The organism is Arthrobacter zhaoguopingii (genome assembly GCF_009828605.1).
GTDB lineage: Bacteria > Actinomycetota > Actinomycetes > Actinomycetales > Micrococcaceae > Arthrobacter_D > Arthrobacter_D zhaoguopingii.
Genome location: NZ_WIAE01000009.1, coordinates 38,865 through 58,215, shown reverse-complemented (window position 1 = coordinate 58,215; position 19,351 = coordinate 38,865). Strand labels below are relative to the sequence as shown.

Here is a 19,351-nt window from a genome sequence, read left to right as displayed (position 1 = left end):
TCCCAGCCGATCCCGGGGAATCCCTTCAACGCACCTCACCCCCTCGAAACTGCAGCTCACCACGTTCTGCACGCGGTGAAGCGTGGTGAGGTGCAGTTTCGGCGGGCGAACGCAGAAGGCCCCTCCGCCCGGATCGGGTGGAGGGGCCTTCCGGGCGGCCAGCGTGAGGCGCCGGTGCCAGGTCGTCAGGACGGTCTATGGGTAAACACCCGCTGCGTCCCTGGGGCCGGGCTAGACGCCGTAGTAGAGCTCGAACTCGTAGGGGTTCGGGCGCAGCGACAGCGGGAAGATCTCCACCTCGCGCTTGTACGCGATCCAGGTCTCGATGAGGTCCTGGGTGAAGACCCCGCCGGCCTGCAGGAACTCGTTGTCCGCCTCGAGGGCGAGCAGCGCCTCCTCAAGGGAGCCGGGGGCCTTCTGGATGTCCTTGGCCTCCTCGGCGGGCAGCTCGTAGAGGTCCTTGTCGATGGGGTCGGCCGGTTCGATCCGGTTCTTGATCCCGTCGAGGCCCGCCATCAGCTGGGCCGCAAACGCCAGGTAGGGGTTGGACGAGGGGTCCGGAGCGCGGAACTCGATGCGCTTGGCCTTCGGGTTGGAGCCCGTGATGGGGATCCGGATGCCGGCCGAGCGGTTGCCCTGCGAGTACACCATGTTGACCGGGGCCTCGAAGCCCTTCACCAGGCGGCGGTAGGAGTTCACCGTCGGGTTGGTGAAGGCCAGGACGGCGGAAGCGTGCTTGAGCAGGCCGCCGATGTACCAGCGGGCCATGTCGGACAGCCCAGCGTAGCCGCGCTCGTCGTAGAAGAGCGGCTCGCTGCCGTTCCACAGTGACTGGTGGCAGTGCATGCCCGACCCGTTGTCGTTGAAGACCGGCTTGGGCATGAACGTTGCCGACTTGCCCCAGGCGTTGGAGACGTTCTTGACGATGTACTTGAACTTCTGCAGGTCATCCGCAGCGTGGGTCATCGTTGTGAACTTGTAGTTGATCTCGGCCTGTCCGGCGCCGCCGACCTCGTGGTGGGACCGCTCGACCTCAAGGCCGGCCCGGTCCAGCTCGACGCAGATGGCGTCGCGGAGATCGGCCTGCTTGTCGACGGGGGAGACGGGGAAGTAGCCACCCTTGAACGGGGTCTTGTTGCCGAGGTTTCCCCCGACCTCCTCGCGGCCGCTGTTCCACGGGGCCTCGATGGAGTCGACCTTATAGAAGCTTCCCTGCGGGGAGGACTCGTACTGGACGTTGTCGAAGATGAAGAACTCCGCCTCCGGTGCGAAGAACGCAGTGTCGGCGATACCGGTGGAGGCGAGGTAGGCCTCGGCACGCTCGGCGACGCCGCGCGGGTCGCGGTGGTACGGGTCGCCTGTGCGGGGGTTCACGATCGAGAAGTTCAGCGCCAGCGTCTTTTCGACCCGGAAGGGGTCGATGAAGGCGGTGGTGACGTCGGGGATCAGCTGCATGTCCGATTCCGCGATGCCCTGGAAGCCGCGGATGGACGAGCCGTCGAACAGCTGGCCGTGGATGAAGAAATCGGCGTCCACCGATTTCGCCGGCACGTTGAAGTGCTGCTGCACTCCGGGCAGGTCGGTGAACCGGACGTCGACGAACTTCACCCCTTCGTCAGCGATGTACTTGAGGACTTCGTCCGCATTCTTGAACATGGATTGATGCTCCTTACGCATAGCTTGGGTAACGGCCCGGCGTCATCGGGTGTCCGCGTCAACAGAAAGCGGACACACGGGCAGTGCCTTGCTGCAGCCGACAAGTTACAACTGTAGAAGCGCGCAGTTTCCCTCTGGTGTCACCATTGTTTCCGGCACGTTACTTAATGGGCAGTGCTTTCAGCCTAGCGTGCCGTCCGGGGAGCGAAGGGCCGAGCCAGCGCCATCGGACGGGACGGCGGTCTGCGCCGGACGGGAAAGACCGGCGGGCGTCCGCCGGTAAACTGAGCCTGTGGTGAATCGAAACGACGTCGGATCCTGGCTCAACGGACCTCCTCCCTCCGGAGCGCAGGACTGGCCCGGACAGCGGCTGGGACGTCCGAAGAGCGGCCCCGGCTCCATCGCGCGGGTCGGGCCCCGGGTGGTGGCGCTGCTGATCGATTGGGCGCTGTGCACCCTCATCTCGCAGGCTTTCTTCGGCTGGGACGCGTTTGCCACGACGTACCTGTTCCTCCTGGAACAGATCCTCTTCGTCGGCTTCTTCGGCTACAGCATCGGCCACCGGGTGCTGAGCATGCAGGTGCAGACCCTCGATGGACGTCCGGCCGGGTTCCTCACCGCCGCAATCCGCTCCGTGCTGATCTGCCTGGTGATTCCCGCACTCATCTTCGACCCCGACCAGCGCGGCCTCCACGACCGAGTCCGCGGCACCGTCCTCGTCCGGATTTAGTCCGGCCCCGGGAGCACCGGCCCCTCGGGGCACTGGTACTCAAAGCACTGATACTCAAACCACTGCCCCTTAACGCACTGGCCCCTTAACGAACTGTGGCAGGAAACCCCGGATTCACGGGAATTTCCTGCCACAGAGAAGTCCGCGGGCCTAGCGGCCCTTCATGGCCTTGCGGTCCGGGCGGGCCTTGTACGGATCGACGCCCTTTGGGATCGGCAGGCGGGTGCCGAGTGCGCGCAGCCTCTTGTCGACGGCGTGCACCTCCTGCTTGGTGAGGGACTTCTTGAGCTTCTGGGCGGTCTTGGCCACCTTCGCCAGGGGCACCTGGCCCTCGCCGCGGCCGGCCTGGATCACGTGGACAGGCACGTTCGGCACGATGCGGGCCATCTTCCGGCGCTCGTCGTCGACGAGGCGCTTCACGCGCCCGGACGGGCCCTCGGTGACCAGCACGATGCCGGGGCGGCCGATGGCGCGGAACACGGCGTCCTGGGAGCGCGGGTTCATGGCCACGGGCTGCTCCTCGAGGATCCAGCCCCTGCGCAGCACGCTCAGTGCGGCGCCGGCGGCGCCCGGCTTGCCCTCGATCTGCGAGAAGGCGGCCCGTTCGGCGCGGCGCGACAGGATGAACACCGCGGCCAGGAAGGCCAGCGGCACCGAGATCAGCATCAGCGTCACGACGTTCTGGATGAGCAGACCGATGATCAGCCCCACAGCAATGATGCCCAGGAAGGCAAGGAGCATCACCCAGACCACGTTCGGGTCGTTGCGCCTCGTCATCTTGAAGACTTCGAGGATCTGCTTGGTCCTGCCGGTCTTCTTCGCCGGCTTGGCAGCCTTGGGCTTGCGGGAGAAAAGGCGCCGTTTGGGCGCGGGGGATCCCTCAGGATTGATGCTGTGCGACATAGTGGCTCAATTCTACGTGATGGCGGCCGCTCAGGGCGCGCCGAGGCGGCCTATTGAAGCCGGAAGTGCTGAGGTGCCTGCAGGCCGTCAACCGGCCTTCAGATCGGAGGCTTCCCGGAGTGAGGGGCCGGAGTCGTCGAGGTGCGCAAGCTCCGGCGGGAGTTCGAGCCCCTTCCGCCGCATCGCGCGCGCCCACAGCCGGCCGGCCCGGTAGGAGGAACGCACCAGCGGTCCGCTCATGACCCCAAGGAACCCGATCTCCTCGGCCTCCTCGCGGAGTTCGATGAACTCGCCGGGCTTGACCCACCGGTCCACCGGCAGGTGCCGTTCGCTCGGTCGGAGGTACTGGGTGATGGTGATCAGGTCGCACCCGGCGGAGTGAAGGTCGCGGAGCGCTTCGGAAATTTCCTCCCGCGTCTCGCCCATCCCGAGGATCAGGTTTGACTTGGTCACCATGCCGCGCGCCCGGCCCTGGGAGATCACATCGAGGGACCGCTCGTACCGGAAGGCGGGCCGGATCCGCTTGAAGATGCGTGGGACGGTTTCGACGTTGTGCGCGAACACCTCCGGTGCCGCGTCGCAGATGGCCGCGATGTGCTCGGGCCGCCCGGAAAAGTCGGGGATGAGGATTTCGACGCCGGTGCCGGGGTTTTTGCTGTGGATCTGACGGATCGTCTCGGCATAGAGCCAGACACCTTCGTCGGGCAGGTCATCACGGGCGACGCCGGTCACGGTGGCGTAGCGGAGGTTCATCGACTGGACCGACTGGGCCACCTTGAAGGGCTCGCTGCGGTCCAGCGGCTGGGGCTTGCCGGTGTCGATCTGGCAGAAGTCGCAGCGGCGGGTGCACTCGGATCCGCCGATGAGGAAGGTCGCCTCGCGGTCCTCCCAGCATTCGAAGATGTTGGGGCAGCCGGCCTCCTCGCAGACCGTGTGAAGGCCTTCCTTCTTGACCAGGTTCTTCATGGAGACGAACTCGGGGCCGATATTGACCTTGGCCTTCATCCAGTCCGGCTTGCGCTCCACGGGCGTCTCGGCGTTGCGCGCTTCGATGCGCAGCATGCGGCGTCCTTCGGGGGCCAGGCTCACAGTAAAGCTCCTTTGGGCTGGTCGGCGCCAGCATCGTCGGTCGGTCCGTCGGGAAGCGTTGTGGCCGCGTCGTCGAGTACCAATGCAGACTCATTCTTGCGCAGTTCTTCCTCGATGCGCGACACGATGTCCGATGGTGGAACGGTGCGGCCGGTCTCGGCGGAGATGCTGGTGACGCCCGCGTCCGTGATGCCGCAGGGAACGATCTGCTCGAAGGGTGCCAGGCTGTTGCTGCAGTTCACTGCGAATCCGTGCATGGTCACCCGCCGGTTGATGCGGATTCCGATGGCGGCGATCTTCCGGTCCGGGAGTCCTCCTCCGGCGGCGATCCACACCCCCGACCGCCCGTCGATGCGGATGCCCTCGACGTCGTAGTCCTTGAGCGCGGCGATGATGACGTCCTCGAGGATCGCCACGTAGTCGGTCACCCGCGTGGGTTCGGGCAGGGCGAGGATCGGGTACCCGACGAGCTGGCCGGGACCGTGCCAGGTCAGTTTCCCGCCCCGGTCCACCGCCACCACCGGCGTGCCGTCGAAGGGCCGCTCGTGGTCCTCGGTACGTTTTCCCGCCGTATAGACGGCCTGGTGCTCAAGCAGGAGCACGGTGCTCGGCGAGCGCCCCTCGGCGACTGCGTCGTGCAGGCTGCGCTGGAGGTCCCAGGCCCTCGTGTAGTCGACGTATTCGGGAGAGAGGCCGATCCTGGCGAACTCGAGAGTCATGGGTTAAGGGTAATGCCCGCCACCCGCAAAAAGGCGCGGAGAAATCCGCACACGAAAGAGGTACGCCTGCCCTGTGGATAAGAGCCTCGGGTGGGATTTCGGGGACTACAACTTAAGGATGGACACCTCCGCCGGCGACGGACACCGTTTCCCCGGTCGCACCGGGCGCCGGAGCAGCGACGTCGATGCCGGGGGAGGCGCCTTCTCCAGGCGTCCCGGGATCCACGACGGCGGCATTGCCCCTGAGCCTGACGGCGGCGTTGCCCCTGTGCCGAACGGTGGATATGGTGCCGGATCCCCGCCCTCGGTCGAGGGGTTCGAGACGGGACGCCTGCTCGGAACGGGCGGCAGTTCCTCTGTCTGGCTCGTCACCGCAAACGACGGAGGCGCAGTCTTCGCGCTGAAGGTCGGCTCCGAGGGATACTCCGGCGCTGCTCAGGACGCAAGGGATCCCGGCATCGTGGTCGGAATGGTCCACCGGGAGGTGGACGTGACGGGCGGGCTGCGCCACGAACACCTCGTGAATGTCCACGGGATCGTGGCGACGGACCGCGGCCCCGGTGCGCTTCTGGACTACGCCCCCGGAGGTTCCCTCCAGAACCTGGTGGCGGTGCGGGGTCCGTTGCCGGTCGGCGAGGTGGTCACGGTCCTGGTGCCCATTGCGCAGGCGCTCGCCTACCTCCACGGGCAGGGGGTGTCCCACGGTGACGTCACTCCCTCGAACATCCTCTTCACCGAGGAAGGCAAGCCGCTGTTGAGCGACTTCGAACTGGGGCGGCGCCTCGGCGAGGGGCGGCGGCTCACGGCCGGAACGCCGGGCTTCACGGATCCCCGCCCCTCGGAGCCGGAGTGCCTCAACACCGAGGCCGACGTCTTCGCCCTCGGTGCGGTGGCGTGGTTTGCCCTGACCGGCCGGGTGCCCGGGCCGTCAGCGCAGCGCCCGCCCCTGTCTCTGCTGGTACCCGAGATTCCGCCCCGGTTCCTTGGCCTGATCGAGGAGGCCCTGTCCGGGGATCCGGCGCAGCGCCCTGATGCCGTCTCCTTTGCGCGGGGGACCCTGCGGGCGGGTACGGCAGTGCCGGTCGGGCTCGTCGAGGCGGTGGGGGAGGATGTCCGCCCGCGCCTACTTACGCGGCGCGACGCGGCACCAGACGCCAGGCTTCGGGGTCCCCTGGGCCGCTTCGGTCCGGGCGGAGGGAGGTCCGGTGGGTCCGGCGCGGGATCAGCGTTCGGGGGCGGGAGGGGGAGCTCCGGGCCGCGGGTCCGGGCCCGGGGGAGCAGGACGGATTCCCGGCCCGCGGAACCGCGCCGGCGCGCTGCGGCGGCGGGAAGGGGTCGGCGGTCGGCCGCACGGTGGGGACCCGGTCGGGTTCCGGACTCGATTCCGGGATGGATTGCGGCGGCCGCCCTCGCGGTCCTGCTTGCGGCCGGCGCGGTCTGGGCACAGGGGGAGGGCGGGCACCCCCGCCTGCCTGAGCGCCCGCCGGAGGCCGTAGCGGACCGGGGGCCGGATCTGCCCGGACCCGGGCCGGATCAGCTGCCGCCGGCGAGGGGCCCGGAACCCGATCCCGGGGAGGAACCGGCTCCCGGGGAGGAACCGGCTCCCGGGCAGGAACCGGCTCCCCGGCAGGAACCGGCTCCCCTGGACGTTCCGGAATCACCGGAGGCCCCCGAGTCCGCAGGTGCACCAGGCCATGCGGAGTCCCATCCTCCATCGGGCACCCCGGATGCTTCGGGGCCTCGATCGACGCCCGACACCCTGGAGCCGTCGGAGGCTCCGGCGCCCGAACCGGTTTCAAAGGTTGACCCGCTTGAGGCACTGCCTCAGCTGGCGCAGCAGCGAGCCGCCGCCTTCGCCACGGCGGATCCCGCCGTGCTCTGCGAGGTCAACGCGCCGGGGTCGCCGGCGATGGCCGCGGACCACCGGGAAGTCACCGCGCTGGCGGAAACCGGCCGGCGCCTGGCCGGGCTGCGGCTGACCGTGATCGAGGCCCGGGCCGTCGAACCCGCAGGCTCACTACCCCCTGCCGCACTCCCCCCGGGGTCGGGCACCCCCTCCGAAGGCAGCGCACCCCGGACCGCGGCGGTCGCCGCCACGGTGGAGGTCTCGGCCCACACCGAACTCGACAGCTCGGGAGCCGCCGTCTCGACGGAGGTCCCTCCGCGCCGGCAGGAACTCGTCTTCGTCCTACAGGACGAAGGCGGCTGGAGGATCCACTCGGTGTATGCGGCCGTGCCGGGCCCTTGAGTCAGACGCGCCGATCCCGGACCTGCTCGGCGAGATCGGCGGCGGTTACGGCGTCGAACCGGAAGCCCGAGGAGGTGAGGACCTTCGGATCCATCCGTGCGCTCACCAGCAGGAGCTCGTCCGCGAGCTGGCCCATCGCCACAGTCAGGACCTTCTGCGGGACGCGGAAGCGGGTGGGGCGGTGCAACGCCCTGCCGAGCTCCTGGAGGAGCGTCTGCAGCCTCTCCGGCTGCGGCGCGCAGAGGTTCACCGGCCCCTCCACCTCCGCGGTGAGCAGGTGTTCCATGGCGCGGACCTCGTCGGTCATGGTGATCCACGGCCACCACTGCTGGCCGCTTCCCAGGGGGCCGCCGGCGTAGAGGCGCATCGGCAGGAGCAGCTTCGGCAGGGCGCCCCCCTTCCGGCTCATGACGATGCCCGTGCGGGTCAGCACGGTGCGTACACCCTCGGGGGCCCTCACCGCCTCGGCCTCCCAGCGGCGGCACACGTCGGACAGGAAGAGGTCACCGGAGCCCGAGGCCTCGGTGAGCACCTCATCGTCCCGATTCCCGTAGTACCCGGAGGCGGACTGGCTGAGGAACACGGCCGGCGGACTGCCGGCCCGCCGCATCGCCTCGACCAGGGTGCGGGTGGAGCGGATGCGCGAGGAGTAAAGGGACTCCTTGTGGCTGCGGGTCCACAGGCCGCCGGCAATTGACGTGCCCGAAAGGTTGATGACGGCGTCGGCCTGGTCCATCACCGACGGGTCGAGCTCGCCCCGGGCCGGATCCCACGCCACTTCATCGGGGCCTGCGGGAGCACGCCGGACAAGCCGGGTGACCGTGTGGTTGTCCCGCAGCCGGTTCGAGAGAGCCTTGCCGATCAGGCCGGAAGCGCCGGCGATGAGAATATGCATGCCCCCATCGAACCATCCACGACGTCGCGGGGGAACACGGCGGCCTCAGCGGTTGCGGCGGAGGCTGTGGCTAGAATCGGGCAATGGGTTCCTCAGACTACTTACGCTTTCCGCATCTCTCCGGAGATTCCGTCACGTTCGTCGCCGAAAACGACGTCTGGGTGGCGCCGGTTTCGGGTGGAAGGGCGTGGCGCATTTCGGCGATGCAGCTGCCCGCCCGCAACCCCCGGTTCTCCCCGGACGGAAAGGTCATCGCCTGGACCGTGGTGCAGGCCGGTGCGCCCGAGGTGGTGGCGGCGAACGCCGACGGCGGCGGTTACCGGCGCCTGACCTTCTGGGGGCACCAGAGCACCCGGGTCAAGGGGTTTACCGAACAGGGCGACGTCATCGCCACGAGCGCCTACCGGCATGAGGACCCCCGGCTGGCCTGGGCCTACCGGGTACCCCTCGACGGTTCCGCCCAGACGGTGCTCCCGTACGGCCCGGTCGACACCATCGTGCACGGGGAAGCGCTCGGCGACGAGCGCCCGGTGATCATCGGCAGCGTGATGACGCGCGAGCAGGCGTGGTGGAAACGCTACCGCGGCGGAACGGCCGGAAAACTGTGGATCGACACCGACGGCGGGGGCAGCTTCTCCCGGTTCGTGCCCGAGCTCGACGGAAACCTCACCGATCCCATGTGGGTGGGAGGGCGCGTGGCGTTCCTTTCGGACCACGAGGGCTACGGCAACCTGTACTCCGTGGACCGGCAGGGCTCGGACCTGCGCCGGCACACCGACAACGAAGACTTCTACGTGCGCCACGCCTCGACCGACGGGGAGCGGATCGTCTACGAATCGGCGGGACAGCTGTGGCTGCTGGGCTCGCTCGACCCGGAGACGGCGCCGGAACGGCTGGACATCGAGCTCGGGTCGGCCTCAACCGCGCGGCGGCCGGTTCTGCTCGACGCCGCCCGCCACCTCGCGGCCGCCGTTCCGGTTCCCGCAGGTGATGCCAGCGTGGTCGAAACCCACGGAACCCTCCACTGGCTGACCCACCGGGACGGCCCCTCACGCGTGATCGAGGGCACCGCCGGCGTGCGGGCCCGGTTGGGACGGCCCCTTGGGGCGGACGGCGTCGTCTACGTTGCCGACCACGGCGGCGAAGAATCCCTCTACATCCGTGATGTCTTCGGTGCTGCCAGGCCGGCCGGCACCGCACCGCAGCCGGGCACCTCCCCGGACCCGGAGCGGCACAGCGGCGGCCCCGCCCTGCCGGCCCCGGTGCCGGCGCTTCAGGGCGCTCCTGCGGTACAGGCCCCGGCCGGAGACGACGGCGGAGACGACGGCGGGGCCGGCGACCCGGGCTCCACCGCGCTCGCCGCCCAGGACGCGCCGGAGGCGCGGCTGCTGCGCACCTTCGCCTTCGACGGCCCGTTCCGCGCGAGCGAACTCGCGGTGAGCCCGGATGGGGCACGCGTCGCCGTCGCCGGTGAACTCGGCGGGCTGCTGGTGCTCGAGGTGGCCTCGGGGTCGTTCTTCCCGCTTGCCGCGCCCGAACACGGCGCCATCAACGACATCGCCTTCTCGGGGGACTCGCGCTGGGTCACCTGGGCGGAGCCGGTGACGACCGAGGGTGCCCGGACCCGGATCCGCATCGCACTGGCCGAAAAGGGGGCAGAAGTCCACGACCTCACCGACGGGCGTTTCCGCGACTCCACGCCCGTCTTCACCCGCGACGGCAAGTACCTGGCGTTCCTTTCGGACCGCAGCTTCGATCCGGTGTACGACACGCACCGCTTCGACCTGAGCTTCCCCGCCTCAACCAAGCCCTTCCTGGTGGCGCTCGCCGCCGATACGCCCTCGCCCTTCGGCCCGGCCGCGCACTCCGCCCGCCCGGACGGCGCGGGGAAGGACGGGGGCGCTGAAGAGGCGCCCGATGCGGTCAGCGTTGACGCCGACCGCATCGGGGAACGGATCATCGCCGTACCCGTCGCCCAGGGCCGCTACGAGTCCCTCTCCGCGGTCGACGGCGCCCTGTTGTGGACCGCAGGGGAGGCCGGGGGACTGACCGGCGACGGCCGGGCCACTCCCGCCGACCAGGAGCCGGCGCGCCGGCTGGAACGGTTCGACCTGAAGCGGCGCACCGTCGAGGTCCTCGCCGCCGAGGCGGACTCCTACCGGGTCAGCGGGGATGGTTCGACCGCCGTGCTCGTCCGCCAGGGCACCGTCACCGCGGTCCCCACCTCAGGCAAGGTCGAGCCGGAGTCGCCCGAGCGGATCGAAGTGGGGCTCGAGCGCGTGCGGGTGCTGCTCGACCCGGTCGCCGTATGGAAGCAGGCCTACCAGGAGACCTGGCGGCTCCAGCGTGACTTCTTCTGGACGCCCGACCTCGGCGGAATCGACTGGGAGGCGGTCGGCGCGAAGTACCGCCCGCTCCTTGACCGGATCGGCTCGCACGACGACCTGATCGACGTCCTCTGGGAGCTCCACGGCGAACTGGGAACCTCCCACGCCTACGTCACCCCGGCCCTGAACGCGGAACCGGGCGGTGCGCAGGGCTTCCTGGGCGCCGAGCTTGAGCCGACGGAAGCCGGCTGGACGGTGAAGCGGATCTTCGCCGGTGAATCATCCGATCCGCAGGCATCCTCCCCGCTGAGCGCCCCCGGGGTGGCCGTCGCCGAGGGGGACACCATCGACGCCGTCGACGGCGTGCCGGTCCCTTCCGGGTTCGGGCCGTCGGTCCTGCTCACCGGTTCGGCCGGCCGGACCGTCGAGCTGACCGTGACCCGCCGGGACGGCGGCGGCGCGGCGGCCACCCGGCGTGTGGCCGTTGTGCCCCTGCGCAGCGAGGAACGGCTGCGCTACCAGAACTGGGTGAACGCCAACCGCTCCATCGTGCACGCGGCCTCCGCCGGGCGCTTCGGCTACCTCCACATCCCGGACATGGTGGCCAACGGCTGGGCCCAGCTGCACCGCGACCTGGACCGCGAAACGGGCCGCGACGCCCTGATCGTCGACGTGCGGCGCAACCGCGGCGGCCACACCTCGCAGCTGGTGGCGGAGCTGATCGGCCGGAAGGTCACGGCCTGGGCCTTCCCCCGCGGCGAGCAGCCCGGAACCTACCCGGCGCACGCCCCGCGCGGGCCGGTCGTCATCCTCGCCGACGAGTTCGCCGGCTCCGACGGAGACATCATCACGCAGGTCGCGAAGCTGCGCGGGATCGGCCCGGTCATCGGGACGCGGACCTGGGGCGGCGTGGTGGGTATCGACGGAAGGTTCCGCCTCGCCGACGGCACCGGCGTCACCCAGCCGAGGTATTCCTTCTGGATGACCGGCGGGCCCGGCTGGGGCGTTGAGAACTACGGCGTCGACCCCGACATCGACGTGCCCTTCCCTCCACACGCCTACGCCGCGGGGGAGGACCCGCAGCTCGAGCACGGTGTGGCCACCCTCAAGGAGATGCTCACCGAGCTGCCCACGGACCTCCCCCCGGCGCGCGAGGGATACCGTTCCCTGCGCCCGGCGCCGCTGCCGGCACGCCCGGGCGGCTGACCGGTCCCGGCCGCCCGGCTCCCGGGCCGGCGGCCGGATTCCCGCTGGGTGCCGGACCGGCGGCGTCAAGTGGCTGACGGTAACCGGCAGACAATAGCAAAGGGCGGCGTTCCCCGAGGGGAACGCCGCCCTTTGTGGTGAAGCGGAGAACCTAGAGGCCGAGCTCGGCTTCGAAGGCTCCATCCTCGAGGCGTGCCTTGAGGGTCTGCAGGAACCGGCCGGCATCCGCGCCGTCGACCAGGCGGTGATCGTAGGTCAGGCTGAGATACATCATCGAACGGATGGCGATGGTGTCCTCGCCGTCGGCGTCCGTGACGACGATCGGGCGCTTGACGATCGTCCCGGTGCCGAGGATGGCCACCTGGGGCTGGTTGATGATCGGGGTGTCGAACAGGGCCCCGACCGAGCCGAAGTTGGTGATCGTGAACGTTCCGCCCGCGAGTTCGTCCGGTCCGATCTTGTTGTTCTTCGTGCGCGCTCCGACGTCGGCGATCTTCTTCGCCAGGCCGCCCAGGTTCAGGTTGCCCGCATCGCGGATGACCGGAACCAGCAGGCCCTTCTCGGTGTCCACCGCGATCGCCAGGTGCTCGGCGTCGTGGTAGGTGATCTCCTTCTTTTCCTCGTCGAAGGACGCGTTGAGCTTCGGGTGCTGCTTCAGCGCTTCGATCACGGCCTTCGAAATGAAGGGCAGGAAGGTCAGCTTGGCGCCGTTCTGGGCCTGGAAGCTGTTCTTCGCGGTGTTCCGCAGCCGCGCGATGCGGCTCATGTCGACCTCGATGACCTGGGTGAGCTGGGCGGAGACCTGGAGGGACTCCCGCATCCGCTTCGCGATGGTCTGGCGGATCCGTGGGGCCTTCTCGACCGTGCCGCGCAGCTTCGAGGGCTCCACGGCGGGAGCGGCAGCGCGGGCCGGCGCGGACGCCGGTGCCGCGGCGGGAGCCGGAGCGGCGGCCTTGGCCGCCTCCGCTGCCTCGAGGACGTCCTGCTTGCGGATCCGACCGCCGACGCCGGTGCCCCGGAGGGAGGCGAGGTCGACGCCGTTCTGGTTGGCCAGGCGGCGCACCAGCGGGGTCACGTAGGCGTCACCGGCCGGCTGGGACTCCGCGGGAGCCTCCTGCTCGGCCGCGGGGGCCGGAGCGGGCGCTTCCTGCGGTGCCGGGGCGGGCGCTGGTTCCTGCTCGGGCTCAGAGGTCTTCTCGGCGGGCTTCGGAGCCTCTTCGGCCTTGGGTGCCGCCACCGGGGCTTCGCGGCTCTCCGCCTCGCCGGCGGCGAGCGGCTCGCCCTGGGGCGCCTCGGCCTTGGCCGGTGCGCCGGCGCCAGTCCCGATGACCGCGAGGACGGCCCCGACCTCGGCCGTTTCGTCCTCGCTGACGCGGATCTCCTGGAGGGTTCCGGCCACGGGGGAGGGGATCTCGGTGTCGACCTTGTCGGTCGAGACCTCGAGGAGCGGTTCGTCGACGGCGACCTCGTCACCGACGGCCTTGAGCCAGCGGGTGATCGTGCCTTCGGTGACGCTTTCGCCGAGGGCCGGCAGGGTGACCTCCGTGCCTTCGCCGGATCCGCTGTCCGAACCGCTGTCCGATCCACCGGAGGCGGCCGGTGCGGCAGCCTCCTCAGCGGCGGGCGCGGGGGCGGCTTCCTGCGCCGGTTCGGGTGCTTCTTCGGCTGCCGGTTCCGGGGCGGCTTCGGCGGCCGGCTCGGCGGCGGGAGCCGCGCTGCCGTTGGAGTCGGCCGAGCCGCCTCCCGAGCCGTCGCCGATGCGCACCAGGGGGGCGCCGACGTCGGCCGTCTCGTCCTCGGCGACGAGGATCTCTTCGATGACGCCCGCGATCGGCGAGGGAATCTCGGTGTCGACCTTATCGGTCGAGACCTCAAGGAGCGGCTCGTCAACTTCGACTCGGTCGCCTACCTGCTTCAGCCAGCGGGTGACGGTGCCCTCGGTGACGCTTTCACCGAGAGCGGGTAAGTTCACGGATTCAGACATAGTGTCCCCGTTTCTCCTTGTTGGTTCGTTCCTGGCGGCCGGGCCCCCGGTGGTGCGGGGTCAGCCGGAAATGCTTGGATGGCTTATTGCGAGCTTAGTGCACCCCGTTTGGGGTGCACCGGGCCCGCACTTGGGGGTGCGGGCGGAGCTCAGCTGTGCAGGGGCTTGCCTGCGAAGGCCAGGGCGGCCTCGCCGAGGGATTCGTTCTGCGTCGGGTGGGCGTGAACCAGTTGGGCGACGTCCTCGGGGTAGGCCTCCCAATTGACGATCAGCTGCGCCTCGCCGATCTGCTCGCCCATGCGGCTGCCGATCATGTGGACACCGATGATGGGGCCGTCCTTCTCCCGAACGAGCTTCACCAGCCCGCCGGTGCCGATGATGGAGCTCTTGCCGTTGCCGGCCAGGTTGTACTCCTGGGTCAGGACCTTGTCCTCGCCCAGCTTCTCCTTGGCGGCCTTCTCGGTGTAACCGACCGAGGCGATCTCGGGCTCGCTGTAGGTGACTTTGGGGATGTTGAGGTCCTCGACGACGACGGGCTTGAGGCCGGCGATCTCTTCGGCGACGAAGATGCCCTGCTGGAAGCCGCGGTGGGCCAGCTGCAGGCCGGGGACGATGTCGCCGACGGCGTAGATGTTGCCGACGCCGGTGTGGAGGCGCTCATTGGTGATGACGAAGCCGCGGTCCATCGTGAGGCCCGCCTCCTCGAAGCCGAGGTCCGCGGTGACCGGTCCGCGGCCGACGGCCACGAGCATGAGGTCGGCCTTGAAGGTCTTCCCGTCCTCGAGGGTGGCGGTGACGCCCTCGTCGTTCTGCTCGACGCCCTGGAAGCGGGTGCCGGTGTTGAACTTGATGCCGCGCTTCTTGAACGCACGCTCGAAGGCCTTGACGATGGTGGCGTCCTCGTTGGGCACGAGGGAGGGGAGGGCTTCGATGATGGTGACGTCGACGCCGAAGGACTCCCAGACGGAGGCGAACTCGCAGCCGATGACGCCGCCGCCGAGGATGATGGCGCTCTTGGGGACGCTGTCCATCTGCAGGGCCTGGTCGGAGGTGATGACCCTGCCGCCGATCTCAAGGCCGGGCAGGGTCCGCGAGTAGGAACCGGTGGCGAGAACGATGTTCTTGCCCGTGTAGGAGGTCCCGTCGACCTCGACCGTGTTCTGGGACGTCAGCCGGCCGGCGCCTTCGATCACGGTGATCCCGCGGGACTTGATCAGGCCCGTCAGCCCCTTGAACTTGCTGGCGATGATGCCTTCCTTGTAGGCGTTCACCGCGCCCATGTCGATCGACTCGAAGGTGGCGTTCACGCCGTACTTGCCTGCCGAGCGGGCGCTGTCCGCGACCTCCGCCGTGTGCAGGAGCGCCTTGGTGGGGATGCAGCCGTTGTGGAGGCAGGTGCCGCCCAGCTTGCCCTTCTCCACGAGGCCTACGGTCAAACCCAGCTGAACGGCCCGGAGGGCGGCGGCATAGCCACCGCTTCCCGCGCCGAGGATCAGGATGTCGAATTCTTGCGCAGCTGCCGTATCGGCCACTTTGACGCTCCCTCGCGTAAGCAATGACGCGCCGAGACGCGTCGGTGATTGATTGTGCCAAATTGCTTGGTGATCAGGCTTTACCCTATCGCTCCATGCTGCCCGCGGCCACATGGGAACCCCCCATTCCGGGCACGTGTGGGCAGTCTCACGAAGGCCCGCCGGGCGGTGTGCCGGGCGGGCCTTCGTGCTGACCTAGGAGGCCCGCCCGAGCACGTCCTCGACGTAGGCCAGGAGCGTGCGGACGCCGACGCCGGTGCCTGCCTTGGGCGTGTACCCGTAGGGGGAGCCTTCGTTGAAGGCCGGACCGGCGATGTCGAGGTGCGCCCATGGGATCTTCTCCCCGTCGGTCGAGCCGACGAACTCCCGCAGGAAGACGGCCGCCGTCATCATGCCGCCGAACCGCTCGCCGATGTTGGCGATGTCGGCCACCTGGGAGTCGAGGCTCGGACGCAGTTCCTCGGGCAGGGGCATGGGCCAGAACGACTCACCGGCGCGGTCGGCTGCGGCCTTGACCGCGTCGCGCACGCCGTCGTCGCCCATCACGCCGGAGGTGCGGTTGCCCAGGGCGATCATCTGGGCACCGGTGAGGGTGGCGATGTCGATGATGGCGTCGGGGTGCTCCTCGCTGGCGGCGGCGAGGCCGTCGGCGAGCACCAGACGGCCCTCGGCGTCGGTGTTGAGGACCTCGACGGTGCGCCCGCCGTAGGTGGTCAGGACGTCCTCGGGACGTTGGGCGGTGCCCGAGGGCATGTTCTCCGCAAGGCACAGCCAGGCGGTCACCTTGGCGGCCAGGCCCAGCTCGGCCACGGCGAGGACGGTGTTCAGCACGACGGCGGCGCCGGCCATGTCCAGCTTCATGGTCTGCATGCTGGCGGCGGGCTTCAGGGACAGGCCGCCGGAGTCGAAGGTGATGCCCTTGCCGACGAGGGCCAGGTGCACCTTCGATTTCGCGGGCGCGTATTCGACCTTCACCAGGCGCGGCGGCCGGGAGGAGCCCTTGCCGACCCCGAGGATGCCGCCGTAGCCGTCGCGCTCGAGCTTCTTTTCATCCATCACCGTCACCTTGACGGGAAGGCCCTTTGCGAGGTCCCGCGCTGCCTGCGCGAAGCTCTCGGGGTAGAGGTGGCTCGGCGGCTGGTTGACCAGGGTGCGGGTCGCGTTCACGTTCTTCGCCAGGACGGCGGCGCGGGCCAGCCCGGCCGTCAGCGCGGCGTCCTGTGCGCCGTCCTGTGCGGCGGCGGTGTGGACCAGGATCGTGCGCACCGGTCCGTCATCCTTGCGCGGGGCGGGCCTGCCGTCGGCGCCGAGGCCCGACCGGTAGCCGTCGTACGCGTAGGCGCCCAGGGCGGCGCCCTCGGCGACCGCCGTGGCGTCGGCCACGCCCGGTGCCGGCAGGGCGAGCACCACGGTCTCGAGGCCCTTGAGCTGGCGGACCGCTGCTCCGGCGGCGCGCCGCAGGGTCTCGGCCGGCACCGCGGTTCCCGGGGTCACCGGGCCCACGCCGACCAGCACGAGGGACTCCGAGCCGGTGTCCGGCAGTGCGGCCAGCCGGCGGACGTCGTCGGCGGCGCCGGTCACGCCGAGGACCTGGAGCGAATCGCCCAGGGCGCGGGCGGCCTTCGCCGGCAGGGGACTGTCGAGCAGGACCGGGCCGTCCTGGCCCTTGCCTACGCCGATCACCAGGGCGTCACTTGGGATTTTTTTCAGCTCTTTGGCAACCGCTGTCAGAGTGGGCTCGCTTGGCTTCATCACTAAGGTGTTTCCTCTTTCCGAGATGGGGAATCGGGCTCCGGGCCGCCTGTGCAGCACCCGGCGCCGGGCCGCGGGCAGGCCGGTGTCCGTCCTTCGATCGTATCCCCTCGGTACCCGCGCACCGGGACCGGGGCGGCCGAAGCCCGCCGATGGCCGTCCGCCGGCCGGGGCCCGTCCGGGCCCTCACCGGAGCCCGCCGGATTTCCGCTTGCCGGTGGTGCGGAATGTTGGATGCGCCCTCGGTGTTGAGAGAATCAGCAGAGTAGTTGGAACCCCGATGGCGCGCCCGCGCCGGCTGCCTCGGGAAATGCAGGAGGAAATGATGCTTGATCCACGGACACTGTTCAGCCTCAGTACCACTGTCGACCCCGAGCGGCTGCAGGGTCTGCCCCTGCTGGCGGGCCTGAGCGGCTTCCTCGACGCCGGCCAGGTCATCTCGCAGGTCAGCGAGGAGCTCCTGGAGACCCTCGATTCGGAACTCGTCGCCGTGTTCGACACCGACCAGCTCATCGATTACCGCAGCCGGCGTCCCCGGATCCTCTTCGAGGAGGACCACTTCACCGCCTATCAGGCTCCGCGGCTTGAACTGCACCTTCTTCATGACGGGCTGGGCGAGCCGTTCCTGCTGCTGGCGGGACTCGAGCCGGACCTGCAGTGGGAACGCTTCGTCAGCGCCGTGAAGCTCCTGATCAAGGATTTCGACGTCTCGCTCGTCGCCTGGATCCACTCGGCCCCCATGGCGGTGCCCCATACCCGGCCCATCGGCGTGACCGCGCACGGGAACCGCCCCGACCTCACCGCCGGCATGAACGCCTGGCGGCCCACGGTGCAGGTCGACGCCTCGGTGGGCTCCCTGACGGAAATGCGGCTGATGGAGGCCGGCGTCGACGTCGTCGGGCTCGTGGTGCACGTGCCGCACTACCTTGCCGAGGCCGAATACCCGCCCGCTGCCGTCGCCGCACTCGAACACCTGGGCGCTACGGCGGAACTTATGCTCCCCACCGACCGGCTGCGGGAGACCGGCCGGGTCGTCGAACGGCAGATCGCCCGCCAGGTGAGCGGTTCGGCCGAGGTGCAGTCGGTGGTGAGCTCCCTCGAGGAAAACTACGACGAACGCACCGCCAGCGTTGAGCGGCGCTCACTGTTGGTGAAGGAGAACAGCGAGCTGGCAAGCGCCGAGGAGCTCGGCGCCGAGGTCGAGGCCTACCTGGCCAGCCCGCAGGCCGAAGAGGAGTCAAGCCTGCTGCTCGGCGGTGCGCTGGACCGCGACGAGGACCCGGGGGATGCCACCGATCCGTTCGGCCAGCGCTGACCGGCTGAGCAGGCCATTTCGCACCGCGTCAGGGCGCCGGGTCCGGAAGGACCCGGTGCCCTCTGCGTTAACTCTCCGCTGGGGCAACGCTGTGGCCCGGTCCTGTGTTCTGCCCGCACCGGCGTCTAGAGTGGCGTCATCCGGCCGGCAGGGGCCCGGACTTCCAAGCGGCAAGGGGGCGCGGTGCGCAGGGTAGCGGTTGTGGGTGGAACGGGAGCTGTCGGTTCCCTGGTCACGCGGTACCTGCTTCAGGAAGGGCAGGAGGTCGTTGTGCTCTCCCGTTCCGGCAGGCGGCCGGACTCTCCGGAGGGGCCGCAGTACCGCGCTGCCGATGTGTCGACAGGGGAGGGCCTGCAGGAGGCGCTGCGCGGGTGTGAGGCGCTGATCGACGTGACGAATGCAAAGCTCCGCGCCGCCCAGCAGGGAACTTTCGTCGGCGGCGCGGCGAGACTGATGGAGGCCGCCGCCGCCGAAGGGGTGGGCCGGGCGGTCCTGCTCTCGATCGTCGGGATCGACAGGTCCCCGCTGGCCTACTATCAGGCCAAGCTCGCCCAGGAACAGGCCTACCTCGGCGCGGGACCGGACACCTGCATCCTGCGTGCCACCCAGTTCCATACCTTCGTCGAGGCCCTTCACTCCTCCCTGCGGCGGGTGGGGCTCTGTCCATACTTCTCCGGCGCCCGCTTCCAGACCATCGATCCCGACGCCGTCGCCCGCCGGCTCGTCGAACTCGTCCCGGCGGACACGACCGGACACGCGCGTGAGGTGGCAGGCCCCGAGGTCCGCACGGCACGCGAGTACGCCGCCGACTACCTGCGGGTTTCCGGCCGCCGGGGCCTCCGGCTCCCGCTGCCGCTCCCCGGGGCCGCGGGAAAGGCCTTCCGGCAGGGAATCAATATTCCGGCCGAGCCGCTGGTGCTCGGCTCCACCTACGCTTCGTGGACTGCTGGCGCCGGGCGCCCCTGATCCCGGCGGCTCCGCTGTCCCATCGGATA

The 19,351-nt window shown here is 69.7% G+C and carries 13 protein-coding genes; 5 read left to right on the top strand and 8 right to left on the bottom strand.

Features of this window, described 5'->3' with window-relative positions:
* Positions 1-231: 231 nt before the first annotated feature.
* Positions 232-1,656 (bottom strand): type I glutamate--ammonia ligase, encoded by a 1,425-nt coding sequence (gene glnA, locus GVV77_RS12835; RefSeq protein WP_159618965.1) that lies wholly within the window; start codon positions 1,654-1,656, stop codon positions 232-234.
* A gap of 292 nt (positions 1,657-1,948) precedes the next feature.
* On the opposite strand from glnA, the gene GVV77_RS12830 reads away from it, so the two are divergent.
* Entirely contained in the window at positions 1,949-2,386 is a 438-nt protein-coding gene (locus GVV77_RS12830; RefSeq protein ID WP_159618963.1) for an RDD family protein, read from the top strand.
* 150 nt (positions 2,387-2,536) lie between these two features.
* On the opposite strand, the gene GVV77_RS12825 is transcribed toward GVV77_RS12830, so the two are convergent.
* From GVV77_RS12825 to lipB, 3 genes are all read right to left on the bottom strand, one after another.
* A complete protein-coding gene (locus tag GVV77_RS12825) occupies positions 2,537-3,289 on the bottom strand; it encodes a DUF4191 domain-containing protein (protein WP_159618961.1) in 753 nt (250 codons plus the stop codon).
* Between the two features lie 87 nt (positions 3,290-3,376).
* Positions 3,377-4,378, bottom strand: a complete 1,002-nt coding sequence (gene lipA, locus GVV77_RS12820) for a lipoyl synthase (RefSeq protein WP_159618959.1) — start codon at positions 4,376-4,378, stop codon at positions 3,377-3,379.
* Positions 4,375-5,097, bottom strand: a complete 723-nt coding sequence (gene lipB / locus GVV77_RS12815) for a lipoyl(octanoyl) transferase LipB (RefSeq protein WP_159618957.1) — start codon at positions 5,095-5,097, stop codon at positions 4,375-4,377. The genes lipA and lipB overlap by 4 nt, the downstream gene beginning before the upstream one ends.
* A 73-nt stretch (positions 5,098-5,170) precedes the next feature.
* Here lipB and GVV77_RS12810 point away from each other — a divergent pair, with 73 nt between their 5' ends.
* Positions 5,171-7,345 carry a serine/threonine-protein kinase gene (locus tag GVV77_RS12810; RefSeq protein ID WP_159618955.1) on the top strand — a complete coding sequence of 725 codons (2,175 nt, stop codon included), beginning with the start codon at positions 5,171-5,173 and terminating at the stop codon, positions 7,343-7,345.
* Between the two features lies 1 nt (position 7,346).
* Here the strand turns inward: GVV77_RS12810 and GVV77_RS12805 are convergent, their stop codons facing one another.
* A complete protein-coding gene (locus tag GVV77_RS12805) occupies positions 7,347-8,240 on the bottom strand; it encodes a TIGR01777 family oxidoreductase (RefSeq protein ID WP_159618953.1) in 894 nt (297 codons plus the stop codon).
* Positions 8,241-8,323: 83 nt separating this feature from the next.
* On the opposite strand from GVV77_RS12805, the gene GVV77_RS12800 reads away from it, so the two are divergent.
* Positions 8,324-11,773 carry a S41 family peptidase gene (locus GVV77_RS12800; protein ID WP_159618951.1) on the top strand — a complete coding sequence of 1,150 codons (3,450 nt, stop codon included), beginning with the start codon at positions 8,324-8,326 and terminating at the stop codon, positions 11,771-11,773.
* Between the two features lie 151 nt (positions 11,774-11,924).
* Here the strand turns inward: GVV77_RS12800 and sucB are convergent, their stop codons facing one another.
* The 3 genes from sucB to GVV77_RS12785 all read right to left on the bottom strand — a co-directional run bounded on the left by sucB (position 11,925) and on the right by GVV77_RS12785 (position 17,044).
* On the bottom strand, positions 11,925-13,757 hold the full coding sequence (gene sucB, locus GVV77_RS12795) for a 2-oxoglutarate dehydrogenase, E2 component, dihydrolipoamide succinyltransferase (protein ID WP_159618949.1): 1,833 nt from the start codon (positions 13,755-13,757) through the stop codon (positions 11,925-11,927).
* Positions 13,758-13,906: 149 nt separating this feature from the next.
* Positions 13,907-15,289 carry a dihydrolipoyl dehydrogenase gene (lpdA, locus tag GVV77_RS12790; protein WP_159618947.1) on the bottom strand — a complete coding sequence of 461 codons (1,383 nt, stop codon included), beginning with the start codon at positions 15,287-15,289 and terminating at the stop codon, positions 13,907-13,909.
* Positions 15,290-15,484: 195 nt separating this feature from the next.
* Positions 15,485-17,044, bottom strand: a complete 1,560-nt coding sequence (locus tag GVV77_RS12785) for a leucyl aminopeptidase (protein WP_159618945.1) — start codon at positions 17,042-17,044, stop codon at positions 15,485-15,487.
* Positions 17,045-17,366: 322 nt separating this feature from the next.
* Between GVV77_RS12785 and GVV77_RS12780 the strand changes: the two genes are divergently transcribed.
* A complete protein-coding gene (locus GVV77_RS12780; protein WP_425483368.1) occupies positions 17,367-18,356 on the top strand; it encodes a proteasome assembly chaperone family protein in 990 nt (329 codons plus the stop codon).
* Between the two features lie 201 nt (positions 18,357-18,557).
* Positions 18,558-19,322 (top strand): SDR family oxidoreductase, encoded by a 765-nt coding sequence (locus GVV77_RS12775; protein ID WP_159618943.1) that lies wholly within the window; start codon positions 18,558-18,560, stop codon positions 19,320-19,322.
* Positions 19,323-19,351 lie beyond the last annotated feature (29 nt).